General features: G+C 61.7%; 9 protein-coding genes. All 9 read left to right on the top strand.

Going from position 1 to position 19,036, the window contains the following annotated elements; translation table 11 throughout:
• Positions 1-283 precede the first annotated feature (283 nt).
• The 9 genes from BV034_RS13525 (at position 284) to BV034_RS13485 (ending at position 19,016) form a co-directional block, all read left to right on the top strand.
• Positions 284-1,144 (top strand): prepilin-type N-terminal cleavage/methylation domain-containing protein, encoded by an 861-nt coding sequence (locus tag BV034_RS13525; RefSeq protein WP_050027542.1) that lies wholly within the window; start codon positions 284-286, stop codon positions 1,142-1,144.
• A complete protein-coding gene (locus BV034_RS13520; protein ID WP_050027541.1) occupies positions 1,144-3,669 on the top strand; it encodes an autotransporter-associated beta strand repeat-containing protein in 2,526 nt (841 codons plus the stop codon). The genes BV034_RS13525 and BV034_RS13520 overlap by 1 nt, the downstream gene beginning before the upstream one ends.
• Before the next feature lie 103 nt (positions 3,670-3,772).
• Positions 3,773-7,606 (top strand): autotransporter-associated beta strand repeat-containing protein, encoded by a 3,834-nt coding sequence (locus tag BV034_RS13515; RefSeq protein WP_265592967.1) that lies wholly within the window; start codon positions 3,773-3,775, stop codon positions 7,604-7,606.
• Between the two features lie 137 nt (positions 7,607-7,743).
• Positions 7,744-8,766, top strand: coding sequence for a kelch repeat-containing protein (locus BV034_RS13510; protein ID WP_050027539.1), 1,023 nt, complete (start codon positions 7,744-7,746; stop codon positions 8,764-8,766).
• 176 nt (positions 8,767-8,942) lie between these two features.
• Positions 8,943-9,611, top strand: a complete 669-nt coding sequence (locus BV034_RS13505) for a hypothetical protein (protein ID WP_050027538.1) — start codon at positions 8,943-8,945, stop codon at positions 9,609-9,611.
• A 90-nt stretch (positions 9,612-9,701) separates the two neighbouring features.
• Positions 9,702-10,952, top strand: a complete 1,251-nt coding sequence (locus BV034_RS13500; RefSeq protein WP_050027537.1) for a PQQ-binding-like beta-propeller repeat protein — start codon at positions 9,702-9,704, stop codon at positions 10,950-10,952.
• Positions 10,953-11,166: 214 nt separating this feature from the next.
• Positions 11,167-16,263, top strand: a complete 5,097-nt coding sequence (locus tag BV034_RS13495) for an autotransporter-associated beta strand repeat-containing protein (protein ID WP_050027536.1) — start codon at positions 11,167-11,169, stop codon at positions 16,261-16,263.
• Positions 16,264-16,651: 388 nt separating this feature from the next.
• Positions 16,652-17,989 (top strand): MATE family efflux transporter, encoded by a 1,338-nt coding sequence (locus BV034_RS13490; protein ID WP_050027535.1) that lies wholly within the window; start codon positions 16,652-16,654, stop codon positions 17,987-17,989.
• A gap of 70 nt (positions 17,990-18,059) precedes the next feature.
• Positions 18,060-19,016: a hypothetical protein gene (locus BV034_RS13485; RefSeq protein WP_050027534.1), complete on the top strand. Its 957-nt coding sequence runs from the start codon at positions 18,060-18,062 to the stop codon at positions 19,014-19,016.
• Positions 19,017-19,036: the final 20 nt, after the last annotated feature.

Below are 19,036 nucleotides of genomic sequence, written 5' to 3'. Positions count from 1 at the left end.
CGCAGGAACGCACGGCCGATTTCCCCAGCGCCTCCGCCGCGCCCCCCAACCCTGAGGCATCCTTCAACAACCCGGGGCAAGCATCCGCCAGATCCCTGCGCACATTGCACCGTGTACAGCCGCTGCCAGAAAATGCAGTTCCCTAATTGCCTAGAACCGGCAATCAAAAGCGCCTTCAGAGCAAAGTGAGGCAAGCAGGATTTCAGAATGCATCGACTCTAATGCACCTGAGACTCATTCTCTTTTAATTCACTCAGGCAAAGAATTCGATCCCTGATCGTTCATGAAAGCCCGTCCTTCCCCCACCCGCCCCCGCCAGGGCTTCACGCTCATGGAGCTGCTGGTGGTCACGGCCATCATCGCCTCCCTCTCCGCCCTGGCATTTGGTGCCTTCAATGCTGCCACCACGCACGCCCGGAAGGCGGCGGAGATCGGGGCCGCCAAAAGCCTGGTCAGTGCTTATCTCCTCTATCCCAACGACAACAATGGGGAGCTCATGGTGGCGCACTACGAGGGGTCCAGCCCCGAACTCGACGCCCGGGACTACACCCTCCCGGACGGCACCACGCTAGGCAGCGCCGAGCTGCACCGCTACCCCTTCCGCCTCGCCCCCTACATGCAGGACAAGATTGAAGGCACCCTGCTGGTGAACCGCAACAAAGATCAAATTGCCGAAGCCTTTCCAGACAGCCAGTTTCACTACGGCACCAGCCTGTGCCCCGCCCTTGGCATCAACTACTACTATGTCGGCGGCTACAAGACAGACAACGAAATTGCCGGTGCCACCGACTGTGCCACGAACCTCACGCAGGTCAGCAAGCCAGGCTCCTTGCTGGTCTTCGCATCCGCTTTCACAGAAATCGGAGACAAGCGTATTGAAGGCCGCTACGGCGTCGAGCCCCCGTTCTTTCGGGCCAAGCTTTGGGACAGCAGCCTGCATGTCGATGCCCGTTATGGCGGCAAGGCCGTCACCGCCTTCATGGATGGCAGCGTGCGCCTCATGAGCATCGATGAACTGCGCGACATGCGCTACTGGAGCGTTCGTGCTGCCGAGGCGGACAATGCCAACTACACCGTGGCACCGGTGGCCAGCACGGGAGTGGGCAGCGGCGGTTCTGGCGGCGGCAGAGGGGGGCGTCGTTGATGAAGTTCCCGTTCTCCGCAGCTTCCCGATTCGCCCTGGCTGCCAGCATCATGCTGACGGGTGGCGGCGGAACATTCGCAGGGGTCTTGTACAATCCCAGCACGCCGACCGACAACGGGTTCTATAAGCCAACACTGGACTACGACAACCTGTACTATGAGTACAGCGCCTGGGACGTCTTCTACGCCCCTCATACCGAAGGCAACTACCCTGACCTCTTTGCCCCATGGGGTGGCGAGGAAGCCCCCGGTGGCGGCTGGCAGCCCGTGCCCCGGCCCAGCTCATTCCCTGGATCACCTGTGTACAATCCTGCCAGTCCCCTCGCCTACTGGGACCTGCGCAATCCGACCATCAAGCAGACCGGCACCACCAGCACCTTCATCATCGGCCCCGACGTCGCCGGGAACATCTACAGCTTTCAGAGCAAGACCAGCTACATGCTCAGTGACAATCTGGCGGACAGTGGCACCCCTTCGGCCAACTTCACCCAGATCGGTGGCGTCATCTTCCAGTTTCAAACCGATGGCACGAACGTGGATTTCTCCTCTCTCCGCCTGGTGTGGAACGACGGGAGTCAGGACCATGTGATCTACGCGACCGAGGCCGAGTACCTGCGGGAGTTCAGCAGTGGTGAGAGCGGCAGCACCCACTGGAGCGCCGGCTCTGGCTATGGCAACCGCGTGGCGATCCAGTGGGACCTTAGCGATCTCACGACGCTTCTGGGAGCCCCTGTCACCTCTTACAAAATTCTGTGGGACTCCGAGAGTTCCAGCATGTCCTTCCAGAAGGCCGATCTCCTTGTCACGGAGGACTATGATGCAGGCATCCCCCACGCCGCCATTTGGACTGGCACCACTGGCAACTGGACGCAAAGTGCCAACTGGTCACTGAAAGAAGGCAGCGGCCTCACCCTCCCGGAAGCCAACGGAAACCTCCGTTTTCAAAACTCCGGCACCGCCGTCGTCACGCTCAATGATGGCCACCATACCGTCGGCGAGCTCATCTTTGAAAACGCGGCGGATGTCACCATCAACTCCGCGATCGGCCAGAACTACCGCCTCACCAGCAACACTGGCATCACGACCCGCTCCACTGCCATCGGCACCTACACGATCAACACCGGGCTGCAGCTGGGTGCGCTGAACTTCTTCGAGATCAATGCGGGAACAGTCGTCATGAACGGAGCCATCGCCGGAGCCTACGGACTGGTCAAGACCGGACAGGGCACCCTCCACCTGGCGACCGGAAACTCCTTCACAGGCTTCCTTGCGCTACAAGAAGGAACGCTGCGGATCTCGGGAAACAACACCTACTCCGGAGCCACCACCGTGCTCAACGGACGCATGCTCCTGGCTGCTGATGCGGGCCTGCCCGGGGCGCTGGGCAGCAACAACCTGGCGATCGCCCTCGGCGCGGATGCCTCCCTCTTTCAGTATGTCTCAGAGGGATCCACCCTCCTGGCGGAGTTGATCCTGGACGGCAACCGCACGCTATCCCGTGGCGTCTCCTTGGCCGCTGGCGACTTCGGCAAGCGCCTGGGTGCCATCAATACCACCGACACTGGTGCCGTCATCTCCGGTGGCATCACCCTCACCTCCGCCGCAGCGGATCCGGACAACCCCACGTCCGCCGCAGGAAGCGTCTTTTTCACGGCCCAAAGCGCCGCTGACGTGCTGAATCTGACCGGGGCCATCACCGGCGGATCCACCACCAAGACAGTGACGCTAGATGGCCAGGGCACCGTGGTGTACAGCGGTGCAAACAAGACTTACAGCAACGCCACTGTGGTGGAGAAGGGACGCCTCGTCATCGCGGCGGGCACCTCCCACACCGGCAACGGTAACTATACCGTGAAAGCCGGGGCGAAGCTCCAGATTGATGGCACGTTGGGCGGCACGGGGGCCCTGAATATGGAAGCAGGTACCCTCGGTGGCAAGGGCATCGTCCAACGTGCCGTCATCTTTGACCACGGGGACCGCCTCGCCCCTGGGAACAGCACCGGCACGCTCACCTTCACCCAGGGCATCACCTTCGGCGGCGGCGGCGGATATTTATGGGAACTCCAGGATGTGGATGCCGGCATCGGCACCGGCTGGGACCACACCGCGGTTCAGGGCAGTCTCACCATCACCGCCACCAGCTCGGACCGTTTCGTCATCAGCCTGCAATCTCTTGCCTCCAACGGAAACAGTGGCCTGGTGCAGGACTTCGACGGGGTGAACGGACTGTATGACTGGGTCCTGCTGACAGCGTCCAGCGGCATCACCGGATTCTCAGCCGACAAGTTTTCCATCGACCTCGGTTCTTTCGCGAACGCGACCAGCGGTCAGTTCTCCCTCAGTCAGCTGCTCAATGGGGATGGCAGCACCAGCCTGGTGCTCCACTACATCGCCGTGCCTGAACCCGGACGAATCCTTCTCCTCACCGCCGCCACCGCCGTGCTGTTGTTCCGCCGGCGGCGGCCGCACCCACAGAGCTCCGCCAGGGCGTCCCAGCCCTCGCGGGACGCTCTCCTCGCCGATTGAGCGGCGTTCGACGCCCACCACCTTCCATCCAGACATCCCCCTCCACCCGGCATCTGCCCAATGCCGGGCCAGACTCCCATCCCTGATCGGTCCTCTAAGTTCTATGAAACGACTAAAGACATCCGCCATGACGCGGCTGTTGCGCAGACGTCACGTGGCCTCCCTTGCCGCGTCCATCACCCTTCTGGCCCACACCATGACCCAGGCGGCCCCTTATGCCCTGGACCTCACCGGCACCATCTCCTATGACGGCTGGGCCAACCTTTTCAACCCTCCCTACAGTGGCGTGATCTTCCCCGGCAGCGGGGCCTGGCCTACCACAGGAGCCTGGACATCCTACGATCCCGATGGCGAAGGCGGCGCGGAAGCCGTGGGTGCCATCGGCTCCAACACCGCCAACTCGGGAGACGCCCTGCTGTACAAGATCAGCAACGGATCCGGCGGCGGCCCCTACCCCGCCTCAGGATCCATCTACTTTGGCGGCTTCTCCGGTGATGCCAACGTCAACGGCGGCACGCTCGGCGTGGTGGACACCACTCCGCTTGCCGGTGTGAAGACGGTCGCCTTCCAGGTCGATATCGGCGAAGCCACGGCATACGACTTCTACAAACACGAACTGCCCATCCTCCAGTACACCACCCTCGCCGGTGGCAGCACACTCTACACGCTGGATCCCGTACAATCCCAGCTCCTGCTCCAGATCTACACGGGAGACATCTTGATGCCCACGGGTTATGAGGACCTGTATCGCAACACCTGGGGCCTTCAGTTCGACCTGAGCGGCATCACGGACACGATCACCTCCCTGCAACTCTCCTTCACCGGAGTGCAACACGCCCAGTTGTATGCCCTGCAACTGGATCAATCGACCAACAAGTACACCACCAGCGTCTTCGCCACCGCCGCCACATGGGATGCCGGAGGAAGCAGCATGGTGTGGTCAGACACGGCCAACTGGAACAACGATACCACGCCCCTGACCGGCAAGGCGGTCCAGTTCTCTGCTGGCACCAACGCCATCCTGGACGCCAGTCAAACCGTCCAAGGCGTCACTATCAACAGCCCCGGTGCCTTCTCCCTCACCAGTCAGGGCGGTGCGGTGCTCACGGTGGGCGAAGCTGGCATCACTGTCACGGGCAGCAACCCGGCCGCTCACAGTATTTCTGCCCCTCTGGTGTTCTCCTCACAGCTCAATATCATTTCAGTGGACGCGGGACTGGAGCTGAATGTGACCGGCAACCTCACCGCACCTGGATTTTACAAGAGCGGCGACGGCACACTGCGCCTCGCAGGAAATAACACCCTGCTTCAGAACAGCCAAAACCGCGTCATCGTCAACGGTGGCGAAGTTTACTTGTCCGGTGTCAACACTTACTCCGGCACGGGTACCCTGGAGTTTGAGGTCAAGAAAGGCATCGTGCACCTGATCGGCGGCGACAATCGCCTGAGTTCCAACATCAGTGTGGATCTCGTCAGCCGCCGGGTGATGACGGATGCCACCATGGTGACTGAAGAGAGCGGCCACATCGTCCTGGGAGACTCCGGCGGCAAGATGGATCAAACGGTAGGCGGGATCAGCGCCGCTGCGACGGTCGTCTTCCAAACTGCGACCAGCGCCACCTCCTATGACGCCGTCTCCAGCTCCAGCATCACGGGTGGCAATGCCGCCATCTCCACGCTGACGGCCGACGTCACGGGCAGTTCCTCATTCACCTATCTGGGCAGCCTGGGTGGCGCAGGCACCAACGAGAATCAGTTGGCCTTTGTAAAGAAGGGTTCTGGGACCCAGGTCCTGGGAGGCGTGAGCACTTACGTTGGCGACACCATCGTTCAGGAAGGCGTGCTGCGGCTCAGCAGCACCACTGCCCTTTCCAGTGCCAGCCACCTGCTTCTCTCAGGTGGCGTGTTGGAACTCGCCGCAGGGAACTTTACCCGCTCACTCGGCACCGGTGCTGGTCAGGTGCAACTCACCGGCAACACGGGGTTCTCAGCCTACGGTAGCGTGCGCAAGGTCAACCTCGGCGGCGCAGGGGCCACCGTGACCTGGGGGACCAATGGATTCTTGGGAGACAACTTGAAACTGGTCTTGTCCTCCACCGTCTCTGACAACACGGTGGAATTCGAGAATCCGATCGCCCTCGGCTCAAATACACGCACCGTCCAGGTCAACAACGGCAGCGCCGTCGTCGACGCCCGCCTCACGGGCGCTGTCAGCGGAAGCGGCGGTTTTGAAAAGACCGGTCTGGGCACCCTGGAATCTACCGCAGCCAACACCCACACCGGCGGCACCACCGTCAAGGAAGGCACGCTGGCCCTGGCGGGCACGGCTGGCGCGGTCAAAGGCGATGTCGAAGTCGCAGCAGGTGCCACCTTCCAGCTCACCAACACGGAGGTCGCAGCCAACTCAAACCGCGTAGAAGACTCTGCCACCGTCCAGCTCAACGGCAGCATCCTGAACTTCAACAACGCCACCACCGGTACGACCCAGGCCTTCAGCGAGACCCTCGGAACGCTCGACCTGGAACGAGGAGCCAACGTCGTCACCACGAGTCGTGCCGCAGACGGCAACATCGCTGTGCTTACGCTCAACAATCTGACCCGCGACGGCGGTGCCACGGTCAACTTCAACGGCACCAGTGTCGGCGCAGATGCCCGCAACCAGGTCAAGTTCGCCAGCGCCCCCACCCTGGACAACGGCATCCTTGGAGGCTGGGCCACAGCGGGCAACGAGTGGGCCACCTACGGCACGTATGGCGTAACCGCCCTCACCTCCTACACCACCACCGGTGAATCCACCTGGACGGCGGCGGACAACGTGAAGTTCAACAACACCACTGCCACCACCGTCACCCTCACCGCCTCCCGGCAGGTGAACTCCCTGAACATGGTTGCCCCCACTTCCGGCACGACGCCCAACACGCTCAATCTGGGGAACCAGACCCTCCGTGTGGAAAGCGGCGGCATCCTGACCAGTGGCGGCAACTCCTCACGCAAGCTGGTCATCAGCCAGGGCACCCTCACCGCGGGTACAGGAAACAATACTGACGGCGAACTCATCGTCGTCGCCAACGGCGTCACCGACATCTCGGCCACCATCAGCAACAACGGCACTGGCGAGGTGTCCTTGGTCAAGGCGGGCAGCAACAGTCTCACCCTCACGGCCAACAACAACTACACCGGAGACACCATCGTCAACACGGGTACGCTCTATCTCAACGGCAGCCACACCGGCGGTGAAGACCTGATCGTCCGCAAAGGAGCAAACTTGAACCTTGTGGGCTCCATCGAAGTGGGTGGCACGCTACAGATCGATGGCTTCATGTGGGGCACAGGCAGCCTTGTCTTCGCCCCCGGGAGCAAGCTCACTGGCTCCGGAATGATGGAAAACTCATTCACCATCGGTGCTGGCGCTGGCAAGATCGCCGTGCTGGCTCCTGGCAATAGCCCTGGCACCCTCACCACTGGCAGCCAGACGTGGACCTCAGGCGGCACCTTCCTCTGGGAGATCAATGCCACAGGCATCGGCGGTTCCAACATGGGACAGAATCCAGGTTGGGACGTTCTGGCCATCAATGGCTCGCTGGACCTCACATCCCTCACCGCCGGCGCGTTCGACATCGACATCACCTCGCTCACCGCTGAGAATCAGTCCGGGCTGCTGGATGGGTTCGACTTCATGTCGGACTACTCCTGGACTATCGTCACCACCACCACCGGCATCAGTGGATTTGAGGCAACCGACTTCAATCTGGATACCGCGGCCTTTCTCAACAGCTACACGGGCGGTTCCTTCAACCTCGCTCAGAGCGGCAACAACCTCGTCCTGAACTACGCCGGTGCCGTCCCTGAGCCCGGCCGGGCCGTCCTTCTCTTGGGAGGGCTCATCAGCATGGTCCTGCGCCGCCGACGCTCAGCCGCCAACCTGATCATGAACTGATCCGGTCAATCTCAGTCAAAAAACCCCCGCTAACACCCCCTCAACCCGCACGTATCCTCCCAGATACGATCCACAAAAAACGGGCAACCACTTCATCGTGGTTGCCTTTTGACCCCCACCCGTTTCAACTTTTTTCCATGTCCTTCCTCCTTCGCCTATGCGCGCTCGCCGCAGCCACGGCCACGCTCGCCCCTGCCGCAGAACTGCCGACCCTGCCAGATGCTGTCACCAGTTTCGGCGGGGTGATTTCCCAAGGCCATCTTTACACGTATGGCGGGCACCTCGCAGGCGCACACTCCTGGTCCCTGGAGACCACCAGTGGAAAACTCCGTGCCCTGGATCTCCAGCAGCCGACCACCTGGGTGGATCTCCCGGGCGGCCCCCCGGTCCAAAGTCCCGGCCTTACCGAAGCCGACGGCAAGATTTACCTCGTGGGCGGCATGCAGCCGCAGAATGAGAAAGGCAAGCCTGCCGTCCTCAAATCCCTGGATCATGCCCAGGTCTACGATCCTGCTACCAAGTCCTGGAGCGATCTCCCTAAACTTCCCGAGGCCCGGTCCAGCCACGACATCGCCGTCCTGGATGGCAAACTCTATGTGGTGGGCGGCTGGCCACTCGACACCTCCAAGGACGCCCCCGACAAGGAAGCCGACGACCGCCATGAGGTCCGCGCGTTCCACAACACCACGCTCATCCTGGACCTGGCCAATCCCTCCAATGGATGGCAGAGTATTCCCCAGCCCTTTGAGCGTCGCGCCCTCGCCCTCGTGCCCAACGGCGGCAAGCTCTACGCCATCGGCGGGATGGACGCCAAGAACGAGCTCAGCAACGCGGTGGACGTTTACGACGTGGCCACCAAGTCCTGGAGCAAGATCCAGGACCTCCCTGCAGAGGGCAAAGTGAAATCCTTCGCTGTCGCCGCCTGTTCTCTGGATGGCCGGGTCATCGCCAGCCCCCGCGGCGGGAAGATCTTCGCGCTTGGCACTGACAACACCTGGACAGAAGTCGCGAAACTCTCCGGCTCCCGCTTCTTCCACCAGCTCGAACCCTGGAACCACAGCGTCATCGCCCTGGGCGGCACCACCGGTGACAAGCCCTTGAATACCGTAGAAATCGTCACCATCCCAGAATCCGCCAAAACCGTCGGCAAAGCAGATTGACAGGCCTCACAGGTTAAAGGTAAAACTTCACCTCCGCATTCCGCATTCCGCATTCCGCATTCCGCATTCCGCATTCCGCATTCCGCATTCCGCATTCCGCATTCCGCATCCATAATTCATAATTCATAATTCATAATTCATAATTCATAATTCATAATTCAAATTTGACTTTCCCCATGCGCTTCCTCCTCCCTTACAGCCTCACCTTCGCCCTGGCCGCCATCACCGCCTCCCTCCCCGCCCATGAAGTGTGGATCGAGGACACAACCGATGGCAAACTCGTCGTCCGTTTTGCCGAATACGGTGAAGAATATGAAAAGTCCCCCGGTCACCTCGACTCCCTGAAGACGCCAGAAGCCTGGACCGCAGGCGAGGACGGCAAGCCCAAGGCGTTCGAGGTGCAGAAGAAATCCGACCACTATCTCCTGGTGGACGCCAAGCCCGAGAATGGCGCCCAGGCCGAGGCGGCCTTTGCCGTGATGAAGCGCGGCGATTCGCCCGCCCGCAAGCCCATCTTCTACGCCCGCTGGCATCATGCCAAGGCTGGTGCCGCCACCCCGGCGCTGACCTTTGACATCGTTCCCACCGCCACTGCCGGTGAGGTGCAGGTCTTCTTCCGCGGCCAGCCCGTCTCTGAAGCCAAGGTCAACGTGGTGCCCCCAGGCGGCGTGGAATCAGAACTCACTGCTGACAAGGAAGGCAAACTCAAGATCGACGCCTCGAAGCCCGGCAACTACCTTCTCTACTGCAAACACCAGCGCGAAGAGACCAAAGGCTTCTCCGGCGGTGCTGCCTTTGACGCCGTCAGCCACAACGCCTCTCTCCTGCTGAAGGTCGCGAAGTAAGTACTTTACCGCTCGTTTTTCACCGTATCATCCCTCCCGGGGCCCCGGCATTTTTTGCCTGGCGGCCCCGATTCATTCTCCCCCATCGCCATGCGCCTGCTCCCCACCCTCGCCTCGGGCCTCGCTTTCTCTCTTCTGACCGCCCTCACCACCTGGGCGGCTGAATCTGACTGGCCGCAGTTTCATGGCCCCGACCATAACAACACCTCTCCCGAGACAGGGTGGAACAAGGACTGGCCGGCCGATGGACCACCGATCCTATGGAAGCTAAACGTCGGTCGTGGTCTGGCCTCGTTTGCCGTGGTGGGAAACCGTGCCTACACCGCTGGCAATGACGGTGCCGATACTGACACCGTCTGGTGCCTGGATCTGGAGACGGGCAAGGAGATCTGGAAGCACCAGTACCCGTGCAAAACCGCAGCGCACCTCATGCCCATCGTCCCCTTCGGCCCCGCCGCCACCCCCACCGTCGTGGGCGGCATGGTCTACACTCTGAGCCGTGAGGGTGATGCCTTGTGCCTCAATGCCGAGACTGGACAGGTGGTATGGCAGAAAAATCTGCTCAAGGATTTCGGCGGGAAACGTCCCGTCTATGGCTATGCCAGCAGCGTGCTCGTGACATGCGGGTACGCGTTCTACGATGCTGGTGGAGACACCGGGTCCACCGTCTGTCTCAAAGCGAAAACAGGTGAGCCGCTTTGGGTGGAGGGCAAAGGAGAGGCCGGCTACTCCATGCCCGTCTTCACGAAGTTGGGCGACCAGGATGTCATGTTATTGTACAAGGGAGAGGCCCTTGTGGTCCTGGAGCCGATCACCGGAAAGGAACTGGCCCGCCACGCCACGACCACCCGTGACTTCAGCAACTGCGCCACTCCTTTCGTAGAGGGCAACACCATCTTCGTCTCCCACACTGGGGCAGAGGGCAGCACCGGTCTGGACTTCAAGAACAACACGCTCACGCCTACGTGGAATGAGCGAGACCTCGGCCTTCTGTTCAACTCCGGGGTTCCCTGGCAGAAGCACCTCATCGTCTTCAACGACCAGAAGCGCGGCGTTAAAGATCTCCGCTGCGTGGACATGGCCACCGGCAAGCCCAAATGGATCTGTGAGGAGATCGACAAAGGCACGGCCATCTTGAGTGATGACCACCTCATCATTCTGACGAACACCGGCGAACTCGTCCTGGCCAAGCCCCTGCCCGACAAGCTGGACGTCCTGCAACGCGCTCAAGTGCTGCCCGGGAAAGGCTATGTCCTGCCCGTGCTCAGCCGTGGGCGTCTGCTGTGCAAGAACAACGCCGGGGATGTGGTTTGCTTGGATCTGAAGACTCCGAAACCGTAGTCTATTCACCCGCGTCCAAAGAGGACCAGAATCTCGAAATTCCGATCCGGCGAAACACCTACCTCCATAATACAAGACCCTACCTAAAAACAAGCATTTCGAGCCATTCCCAGAGCTTGGAGAAGACATGTAAACTCCGTAGTTTACCCCATCGGATTCTCATATCCCTCACCTGTGAGAGCCCGCGTTCTTTGTCTCTCACCGCCTTTGGTTCGTGCTTCAAATCCCCTTCCCCCGCCGTATTGTCCTCCAGTCGCCTCGCCGCACCGCCGCCGGTGGGCGTGGCCGCATCGCATCATGGGCCAGCTCGCTCTTCTCGGCAGCGGTATCCCTCGCGGTATGGGGCATAGGGACCACTGGCCAAGCCCAGTCCTTGTTCTGGGACGCCAATACCAGCCCTTCTGCAGACGGCGCTCAGGATGGTGGCGGGACTTGGAAAACGGGATCCGGTCCCAACTGGCAGCCTACCGCCACCAGCCCCAGTACGGACAATCAACTCTGGCCTGCTGACCCCACTGGCAGCAGCACGGTGGCCATCTTTGGCACGGGGGGTGCCTTGAGCAGCGGCAGCCGCACGGTAACTGTGGACGGTACGGTCACCACCGCCGGATTGAGCTTCCGGGCCATCCAGCTGTCGGCGGGCACCGACTACGCCTACCAGTTCTCAGGCGGGACGATTCAAATTGCCGACGGTGGCTTTATAGAAATCGGCCAGGGGGCCTCCAACACCTCCACCAACTACCGTATCGACATCAACTCGGCCATTGCCGGAAACAATCTCACCCTGCGCAGGTCAGTTGGGGCCTCCGACCTCGGCCTCATTCAGTTTCGCGCTGCGAATACGTGGACCGGCACGCTTTCCCTGGAGGGGTCGTTTTTTGTGGACATCCAGAACCTGGCGAGTGTTTCCACCCTTTCCTCGATCAATGTGGGGGACACTTCCACGCTGGTCATCAACTTCGCCAGTGCCTCTCCTCTGAACGTCCCGCTCACTCTTACGGGGATTGGCACCAGTTCCCGTGGTGCGGTTCGCGTGGATCAATCCCGCACGATTGGCGGGCCCATCACCCTGGCTGGCAATGCCGGGATTTCCGCGGGATCCGCAGGCGTGGTTGCCACTCTCTCTGGCAACATCGGTGAAGCTGGGGGGAGCCGCCTGCTGCAGATCAACACCAACAACACCGCTGGCACCGTGGTGTTATCAGGAAACAACACCTTCACTGGCGGGGTCGAGATCGTGGCCGGCACACTCCGCATGGGCAGCACCGGGGCGCTCAATGCCAGCGCCCCGAACATCATCACGTTCACGAACAACGTCAACGCGAAGACCCTTGCCCTGAACGGGATCAACACCACTGGAGGAGGTCTTTCCTCTCCTGGGGATGGCGGGACCAGCACCGTGCACAATAACAGCGCCTCTGCTGCCCAGCTCATCCTCAATGTCGCCGTCTCCGCCAACTTTCCCACCTATGGCGGGGTGATTGCAAATGGCGGCGCTGGCGGAGCGCTCGCGCTGGTCAAGGATGGCCAGGGCACTCAAGTTCTCACTGGCACTGCCAGCAGCTACACGGGCGGGACCGTGCTGAATGCAGGCGTGCTCCGCATCTCCGGCGACCGGTCTCTGGGGGACGTACCAACCTCCTTCTCCGCAACCAATCTCACCTTCAATGGCGGCACCCTGCAGCTCGCCACGTCCTTCAACCTGGATCCCAATCGCGGCATCACGCTGCTGGCAGGGGGTGGCACGCTGGACACTGCGGGGAACAACAGCACCTACAGCGGCACAATCACTGGAGCAGGAGTCTTCATCAAGACCGGCACCGGCAACCTGACGCTCGACACTGCCAACACGCACACCGGCGAGACTCGCGTCACCGGAGGCACCTTGGTCGTCCGACACAATCAGGCTCTCGGCTCCACCTCTGGAGAAACCAATGTGCTCATCGGCTCTCGAATCGAGCTCAAAGACGGCGTCACGATCACTGGGGAACAGCTCTACACACCCCACCTCATCAGTTCCGATGGAAACAACACCTGGGCAGGAAACATCCGCGGGGCCGTGGGATCCACCGTCACATTCGACACCGTTTCCGGAAACCTGCTCATCACCGGCAGCGTCAATGCCGCCTCAGTGGATGGCCAGAACCACACCGTGGTCCTCGAAGGTGTGGCCACAGGAGAAATTTCTGGAGTGATCTCGAACACCGTGGCGATCACCAAGAACAACTCTGGCACGTGGAAGCTCAGCGGGAACAACCTTTTCACCGGGGGCTTGAACCTCGCGAATGGCAAGGTCATTCTGGCCCATCAGGGAGCCCTGAATGCCGCAGCCCCCAATACCGTCAACTTCAGCAACAACAGCTTCAACAAGACGCTCGCCGTTCAGAGCCCTCTTGTCTATGCAGCAGGCCTCTCCAGCAACGGCGGCACTGGAGCCATCATCACGGAGAATGGCAGCAGCCAGGACGCAGTGCTGGTGCTTTCAGGTACAGGAAATCACAACTACGACGGCATCTTGCGTGACGGTGATGGCGGAGGACGCCTTGGTCTTACCCGTGCGGGGACTGGCACCCAGACGCTCACGGGCAGCAGCACCTACACCGGAGCCACCACCCTCGCATCCGGCACGTTGGCTCTTAATTTTGGGGCTACGACCGCTCCAGCGGCGAACATCCTCGGCACCGGTACCACCTTGGTCACGAGTGGCGGCACCTTGGCCGTGCTGGGCCGTGGCACCTCTGCTGCCAGCCAGACGGTGAATGGTCTCGTCGTTTCCGGTGGAACATCCACCATCTCCCTCACCACCCATGCCACCACCCCGCAGGATCTGCTTTTGAATCTGGGGGCCATCTCTCGCACGGCTGGCAGTGTCAATTTTGTCATTCCCTCCGGCACACAGAGCGCCACCAACGGGATTCGCACCAGCACCGGCAACACGAACGGCATTCTCGGCGCATGGGCGACGGTGAATGGCAACGACTGGGCCACCGTGAACAATGGCAACATCGTCGCGTACACAGACTACACGCAGGTCACCCGTTTCAGTACCGGCTCGGGCACTCTCGGTCCCCTTCCAGACAACCCCGCAGCCAACGTTAAAATCGTTGACGGCGGCACCAGCGGACCGATCACCCTGGAGGATATCGGGAGCAATGGCATCACGGAGATCAACACTCTCCTGCAGGGGGCCACTGGAGCTGCCACGGTGGATTTTGGGGCAAGTCCCTCGGGAAAAATGCTCCGCCTCGGTGCGGCCGGAGGTGTTCTTGTAGCCTCAAATGCCGGCAGTCTCACCATCGGCAGCACCGCCGGTGAGAACAGCGTGCTGACTGCCGGAGGTGCGGCCAACACCGCAGGCGAACTGATGTTCACGAACCACTCTTCCACGGCGGTTCTGACCGTCAACTCCAACGTGAACAACAACGGGAGCGGCATCGTCAGTCTGACCAAGTCCGGCACCGGCCTGCTCGTGCTGGCGGGCACAGGCAGCACCTACTCCGGCGGTACGGTCATCAATGGCGGAACCGTTCGCATCATGGCCAATGGCAGCCTGGGAGCGACGCCAGCTTCTGCCAGTGCGACCAACATCACCCTGAATGGAGGAGTTTTACAATGGGGTGCCGCGTTCAACCTCTCCAGCAACCGAGGCATCAACCTGCAGTCAGGGGGAGGTACACTCGACACCCAGGGCAACGCCACCACCTACGGCGGAGTCATCTCCGGCACCGGCGGTCTGACGAAGATGGGCGCGGGCACACTCACGCTAACCCAGGCCAATACTTACACTGGCGTTACCCTGATCAGCGCTGGAAACGGTGCCACTGACCCCGGCGTCCTCGTCGTGGCGCACAATCAGGCTCTGGGCACCACCGATGGCGGCACCGCAGTAGCGTCCCTGGGCATTGTCCGCCTCGCCAACGGGATCACCGTCACTGGCGAAACCATCACCATCAACGGCAATGGTACAGGAAATAACGGCAACCTGCAAAGCGCCGCCGGCACTTCCGGTTCTCCTGCCTCCGCCACCTGGGCGGGTGATGTGATCATCGGCACCAGTGGAGCCCGGGTGGGCACGGGCAACTACTCCACCCTCACCATCTCCGGAGCCATTCGCAACGGATCGACCACCAGCGACCTGGGCATAGCCGCCAGCGCCACTGGTGGGGTGGTGGTGCTCTCTGGTTCCAGCACCTACACCGGCTCCACCAGCATTGTGAGAGGCACCGTCCGCCTCGGGCGGCAGGATGCACTGCCCACCGGCACGCTCCTCAACGTCCACTCGTCAGACCTCACCACGGACATGGCCGCATTCGATCTGGCCGGGTTCAACCAGACCATAGGCGGCCTCTCGAGCGAGCAACGGAGCAACACCTCCAACGCAGCCTCCAAGACCACCGTGACCAATAGCTCCGGCACCGTCGCCACTCTCACAGTGAACCAGGCATCTGATCGCGTGTACTATGGTGAGATCACCGGTGCCTTGAACCTCGTGAAGACCGGAGCGGGCAAACTCACTCTTGAGACGCAGACCCAGGCTCTGACCAACTCCTACACGGGCAAGACCACCGTCGCCGGGGGCACTCTCGCCCTCCGCGGCACAGGCAACATCGACGGCAGTACCTGGGTACAGATTGACGCCGGTGCCATTCTCAGCCTCACCGGGCGTACCAGTGGAAACTATGAGATGATCAACAAGATGATCTCCGGCACGGGCTCTGTAGAGGGCAACCTCATCGTACGTGGCAGCAGCATCCTCCGCCCCGGCAGCACCGGCGCGGGCGGCACCCTCGCCGATGCCGGCGCGGGGTTCGGTGAACTAACCTTTGAGAACGTCTTCATCCATCCCATCGCCGTCACCGGTGCGGCGAGGCTGGAAATGCAGCTCGGCGGGACCACCAGCAACATTGGCAATCCCCTCGCCCTGGGCAACGCTTCCTACTTTGCCAGCGCAGACTCCGGAGGTCTCTATGATACCCTCCAGGTGAACGGCACGCTGGGGCTCAATGACACCTCCATCATCCGCGTCACCTATGGCAATGGGTACACGGCTGGCTGGGGCGATGTCTTCAACCTCCTCGACTGGGCCATTTTGGATCTCAACGGCGACGGTCCCGACAACGCCGGGCCGTTCACTTTGGCCAGTCTTGACCTCTCCGGCATGGCGCTGTCCGACGGCAATTTCTGGGCCACAGACAAGTTCATCTCCGACGGGATCATCTACGTCGCGCCGGAACCTTCTCGCATGCTCTTGGTGCTGACCGGGGCCGTGGCTCTCGCTCTGAGGCGCCGCCGTCGCCCCACTGCCGCGTGAAGGCCAGCCTGAATGCGGCAAGAATCGTTGCATTTGACACACTACTCCACTGCGGGTATTTAGAACCTCCCATGAACTCCGCCCGTTCCCGTCATGATCGCTCCCCGGCCACGAAGCCGGTCGGCATCATGGAGCCTGGATGGGAGTTCTAACAAGCGCGTTTCGTCGTCTCGCGAATTCTCTCCCACCGGCCCCAAATTCTCAGGGCGGTGGGTTTTTTTGTGCCTGCCGTCGGCATCTCTCCCCCAGTCCCTTCTCAAAAAACCTTCCACGGCAGTCGCATATGTTACCCGCTTCATCGTCCAGTCCCCATTCAGCCCTGCAGCAAGGTCCTCCATGGCCCTCTTTCACCAAGGAGCTTCTCGCAACGTTCTCCCTGGCCAGCCCCATGATCGCAGGTCAGGTCGGTCAAATGCTCCTCGGCATCTCCGACACCGTCATGATCGGCCGACTGGGCGTGAATGAACTAGGGGCTGCCACCTTGGCGAACACGCTGGTCATTGTGCCTTTTGTGCTGGGCATCGGCCTCTTGTCGTCCATCTCAGTTCGCGTGTCCCAGGCCCACGGTGCCAATAGGCCCGAGGACGCCCGTCGCGCCGTGCGCCATGGCACCTGGATGTCGCTCGCATTCGGCCTCCTCACCATGCTCTGTGCCGTGGCTATTGTTCCCTTCCTCAGCTGGCTCAATCAGCCGGAGGAGGTGATTCAGCTCACGCCGACCTTCCTCCTCATCATCGCCGCGTCCTTGATCCCCGCCTTCGTCACCATGGCGTGGAAGAATCATGCGGATGCTCTGAATCATCCCTGGCCTCCGTTCTTCATCATGCTGGGCGGGGTCTTTCTGGACATCTGGCTGAACTGGCTCCTCATCTGGGGCCATTGGGGCATGCCCGCGCTCGGCATGGAGGGGGCCGCCATCTCTACGCTGATCGCTCGTGTGCTCACGACCATCGGCCTCTACCAGTGGCTGCGGCGCTCTCCCAAGGTCAATGCCTGGACGCCCCGGCTGTGGTGGGCGAAGTGTGATCGCGCCACCTTCAAGAACCTGCTGGCCATTGGCTTTCCCGCCAGCCTTCAGCTCTTGACTGAAGTCGGGGCCTTTGCCGCGTGTACGATCCTGATTGGCACTCTCGGTGCCGTACCATTGGCCGCCCACCAGGTCGCTATCAACTGCGCCGGCTTTGCCTTCATGGTGCCGCTCGGGGTGGCCATGGCCATCACCGTGCGCGTGGGTGAGATCGTCGGCGCCCGCCAGCAGGCCCGCCTCCATCGGGTGCTCGCTGGCGGCTGGTTCTTCTCCACCGCATTCATGACCTGCTCCATGGTCCTGTTCTTCACCTTTGGTCGGGAGATCGCCTCCCTCTTTGGCGACAACACCGGGGTGCAGGCCATCGCCGCACGTCTGCTCATTGTGGCAGGCTTCTTCCAGCTCGTGGACGGCATCCAGGTCGTCTCCGCCTTCGCCCTGCGCGGGGTAAATGATGTCCGCATCCCCGCCTGGATCGCCTTTGCCGCCTACTGGATCGTGGCGGTTCCGTTGGGTTATTTCCTTGGCCTGCGGTGTGGCTGGGGTGCGGAGGGCATGTGGACGGGGCTCGCGGCGGGTCTCGGGGTCGCCGCCGTGGTCCTGGCATGCCGGAGCTGGCAGTTGCTGGCACCGCATCGTGAGGTCTCTGCCGCTGCTGACACCAGCGATTCCGGCGGTGCCCCTCCCGAACCCGCTTGATCCAGGACAGACAAGGTCATTTTCGCCGACACCCCCTTGAATATTGCGCCATGCCGTTCGTCTGAACGGCATGGACCTCTCTTCCACTGCGCGCACCGGCCGGGGCCAAGTCACCGCCTGGAATCCCCTGCCGGAGAATGCGGTGTACCGCATTTCCAGCCGCGACGATGAGACGCCCGCGCCATCTCGCCGTACTGCCCGGCGCGACGCCCCGCGCGGCCTCTCACGTCGGGCGCCCACCACCTCGACCGTCTGCAATTTCGCAGCGTGGCTCGTGGCTGCCACCCTGCTGGGAGCCACCGCCTGGAACCTCCAGGGCGCACGCACCCAGAACGCTGCGCTCACTCATGAAGTCGCCTCTCTGAAAGGAGCCCTGGACGAACACCTCAAAAAGCTCGAAGGCACCCAAGCAAGCCTGAGCGTTGCCGAAGAAGAACGCGGTGCCATGATTTCCGCCCTCCGCCACTCCTTGAGCAAACAGGAGGACTTGCGCGACGATGCGGACAACTGGCGTCTGCGTCATGGTCAGGAAGTGGCGGACAAGTCCAAAGCAGTCGCCACCTGGGCTGCCTACGGCGACCAACTGGCCAACGTCGTGCAGCAGACCAATGCGCTGCGGGAGTCCGAGCACGAAGAAGCGACTCAGCAACTCGTCAGCCTGGAGACCAAGACTACCCAACTATCAAAGGCCAATCAGAACCTCGCGAGCACCGCAGCAGAATGGGAGGCCAACGCCCGCAGCCTGGCCGGAGACAATCGCAACCTCCAGCAGGAACTGGAGCGCACTCAGTCCTGCGTGGCGCATCTGGAAGTACAGAATCGCGACCTGTGCAGCCGCAACAGCCAACTTCTGTCGGATGTATTGAGCTTGAACTCCTGCATCAGCGGGTTGCGCTCCACCATCTGTCAGCTGGAATCCCGCATCCGCTGCCTGGAGTCGGAACTGTCCCAAGCCCGCAGCAGTAACACCAACAGTTCAGGTGGCAGCGGCAGCGATTCCGGTCCTCATCGCCAGCGTACACGCTGAGCCCCCGGGAATAATTAGGC

Source organism: Verrucomicrobium sp. BvORR034, from assembly GCF_000739635.1.
Classification (GTDB): domain Bacteria; phylum Verrucomicrobiota; class Verrucomicrobiia; order Verrucomicrobiales; family Verrucomicrobiaceae; genus Verrucomicrobium.
The sequence above is the reverse complement of the archived record's forward strand: the minus strand, read 5'-3'. Positions and strand labels throughout refer to the sequence as shown.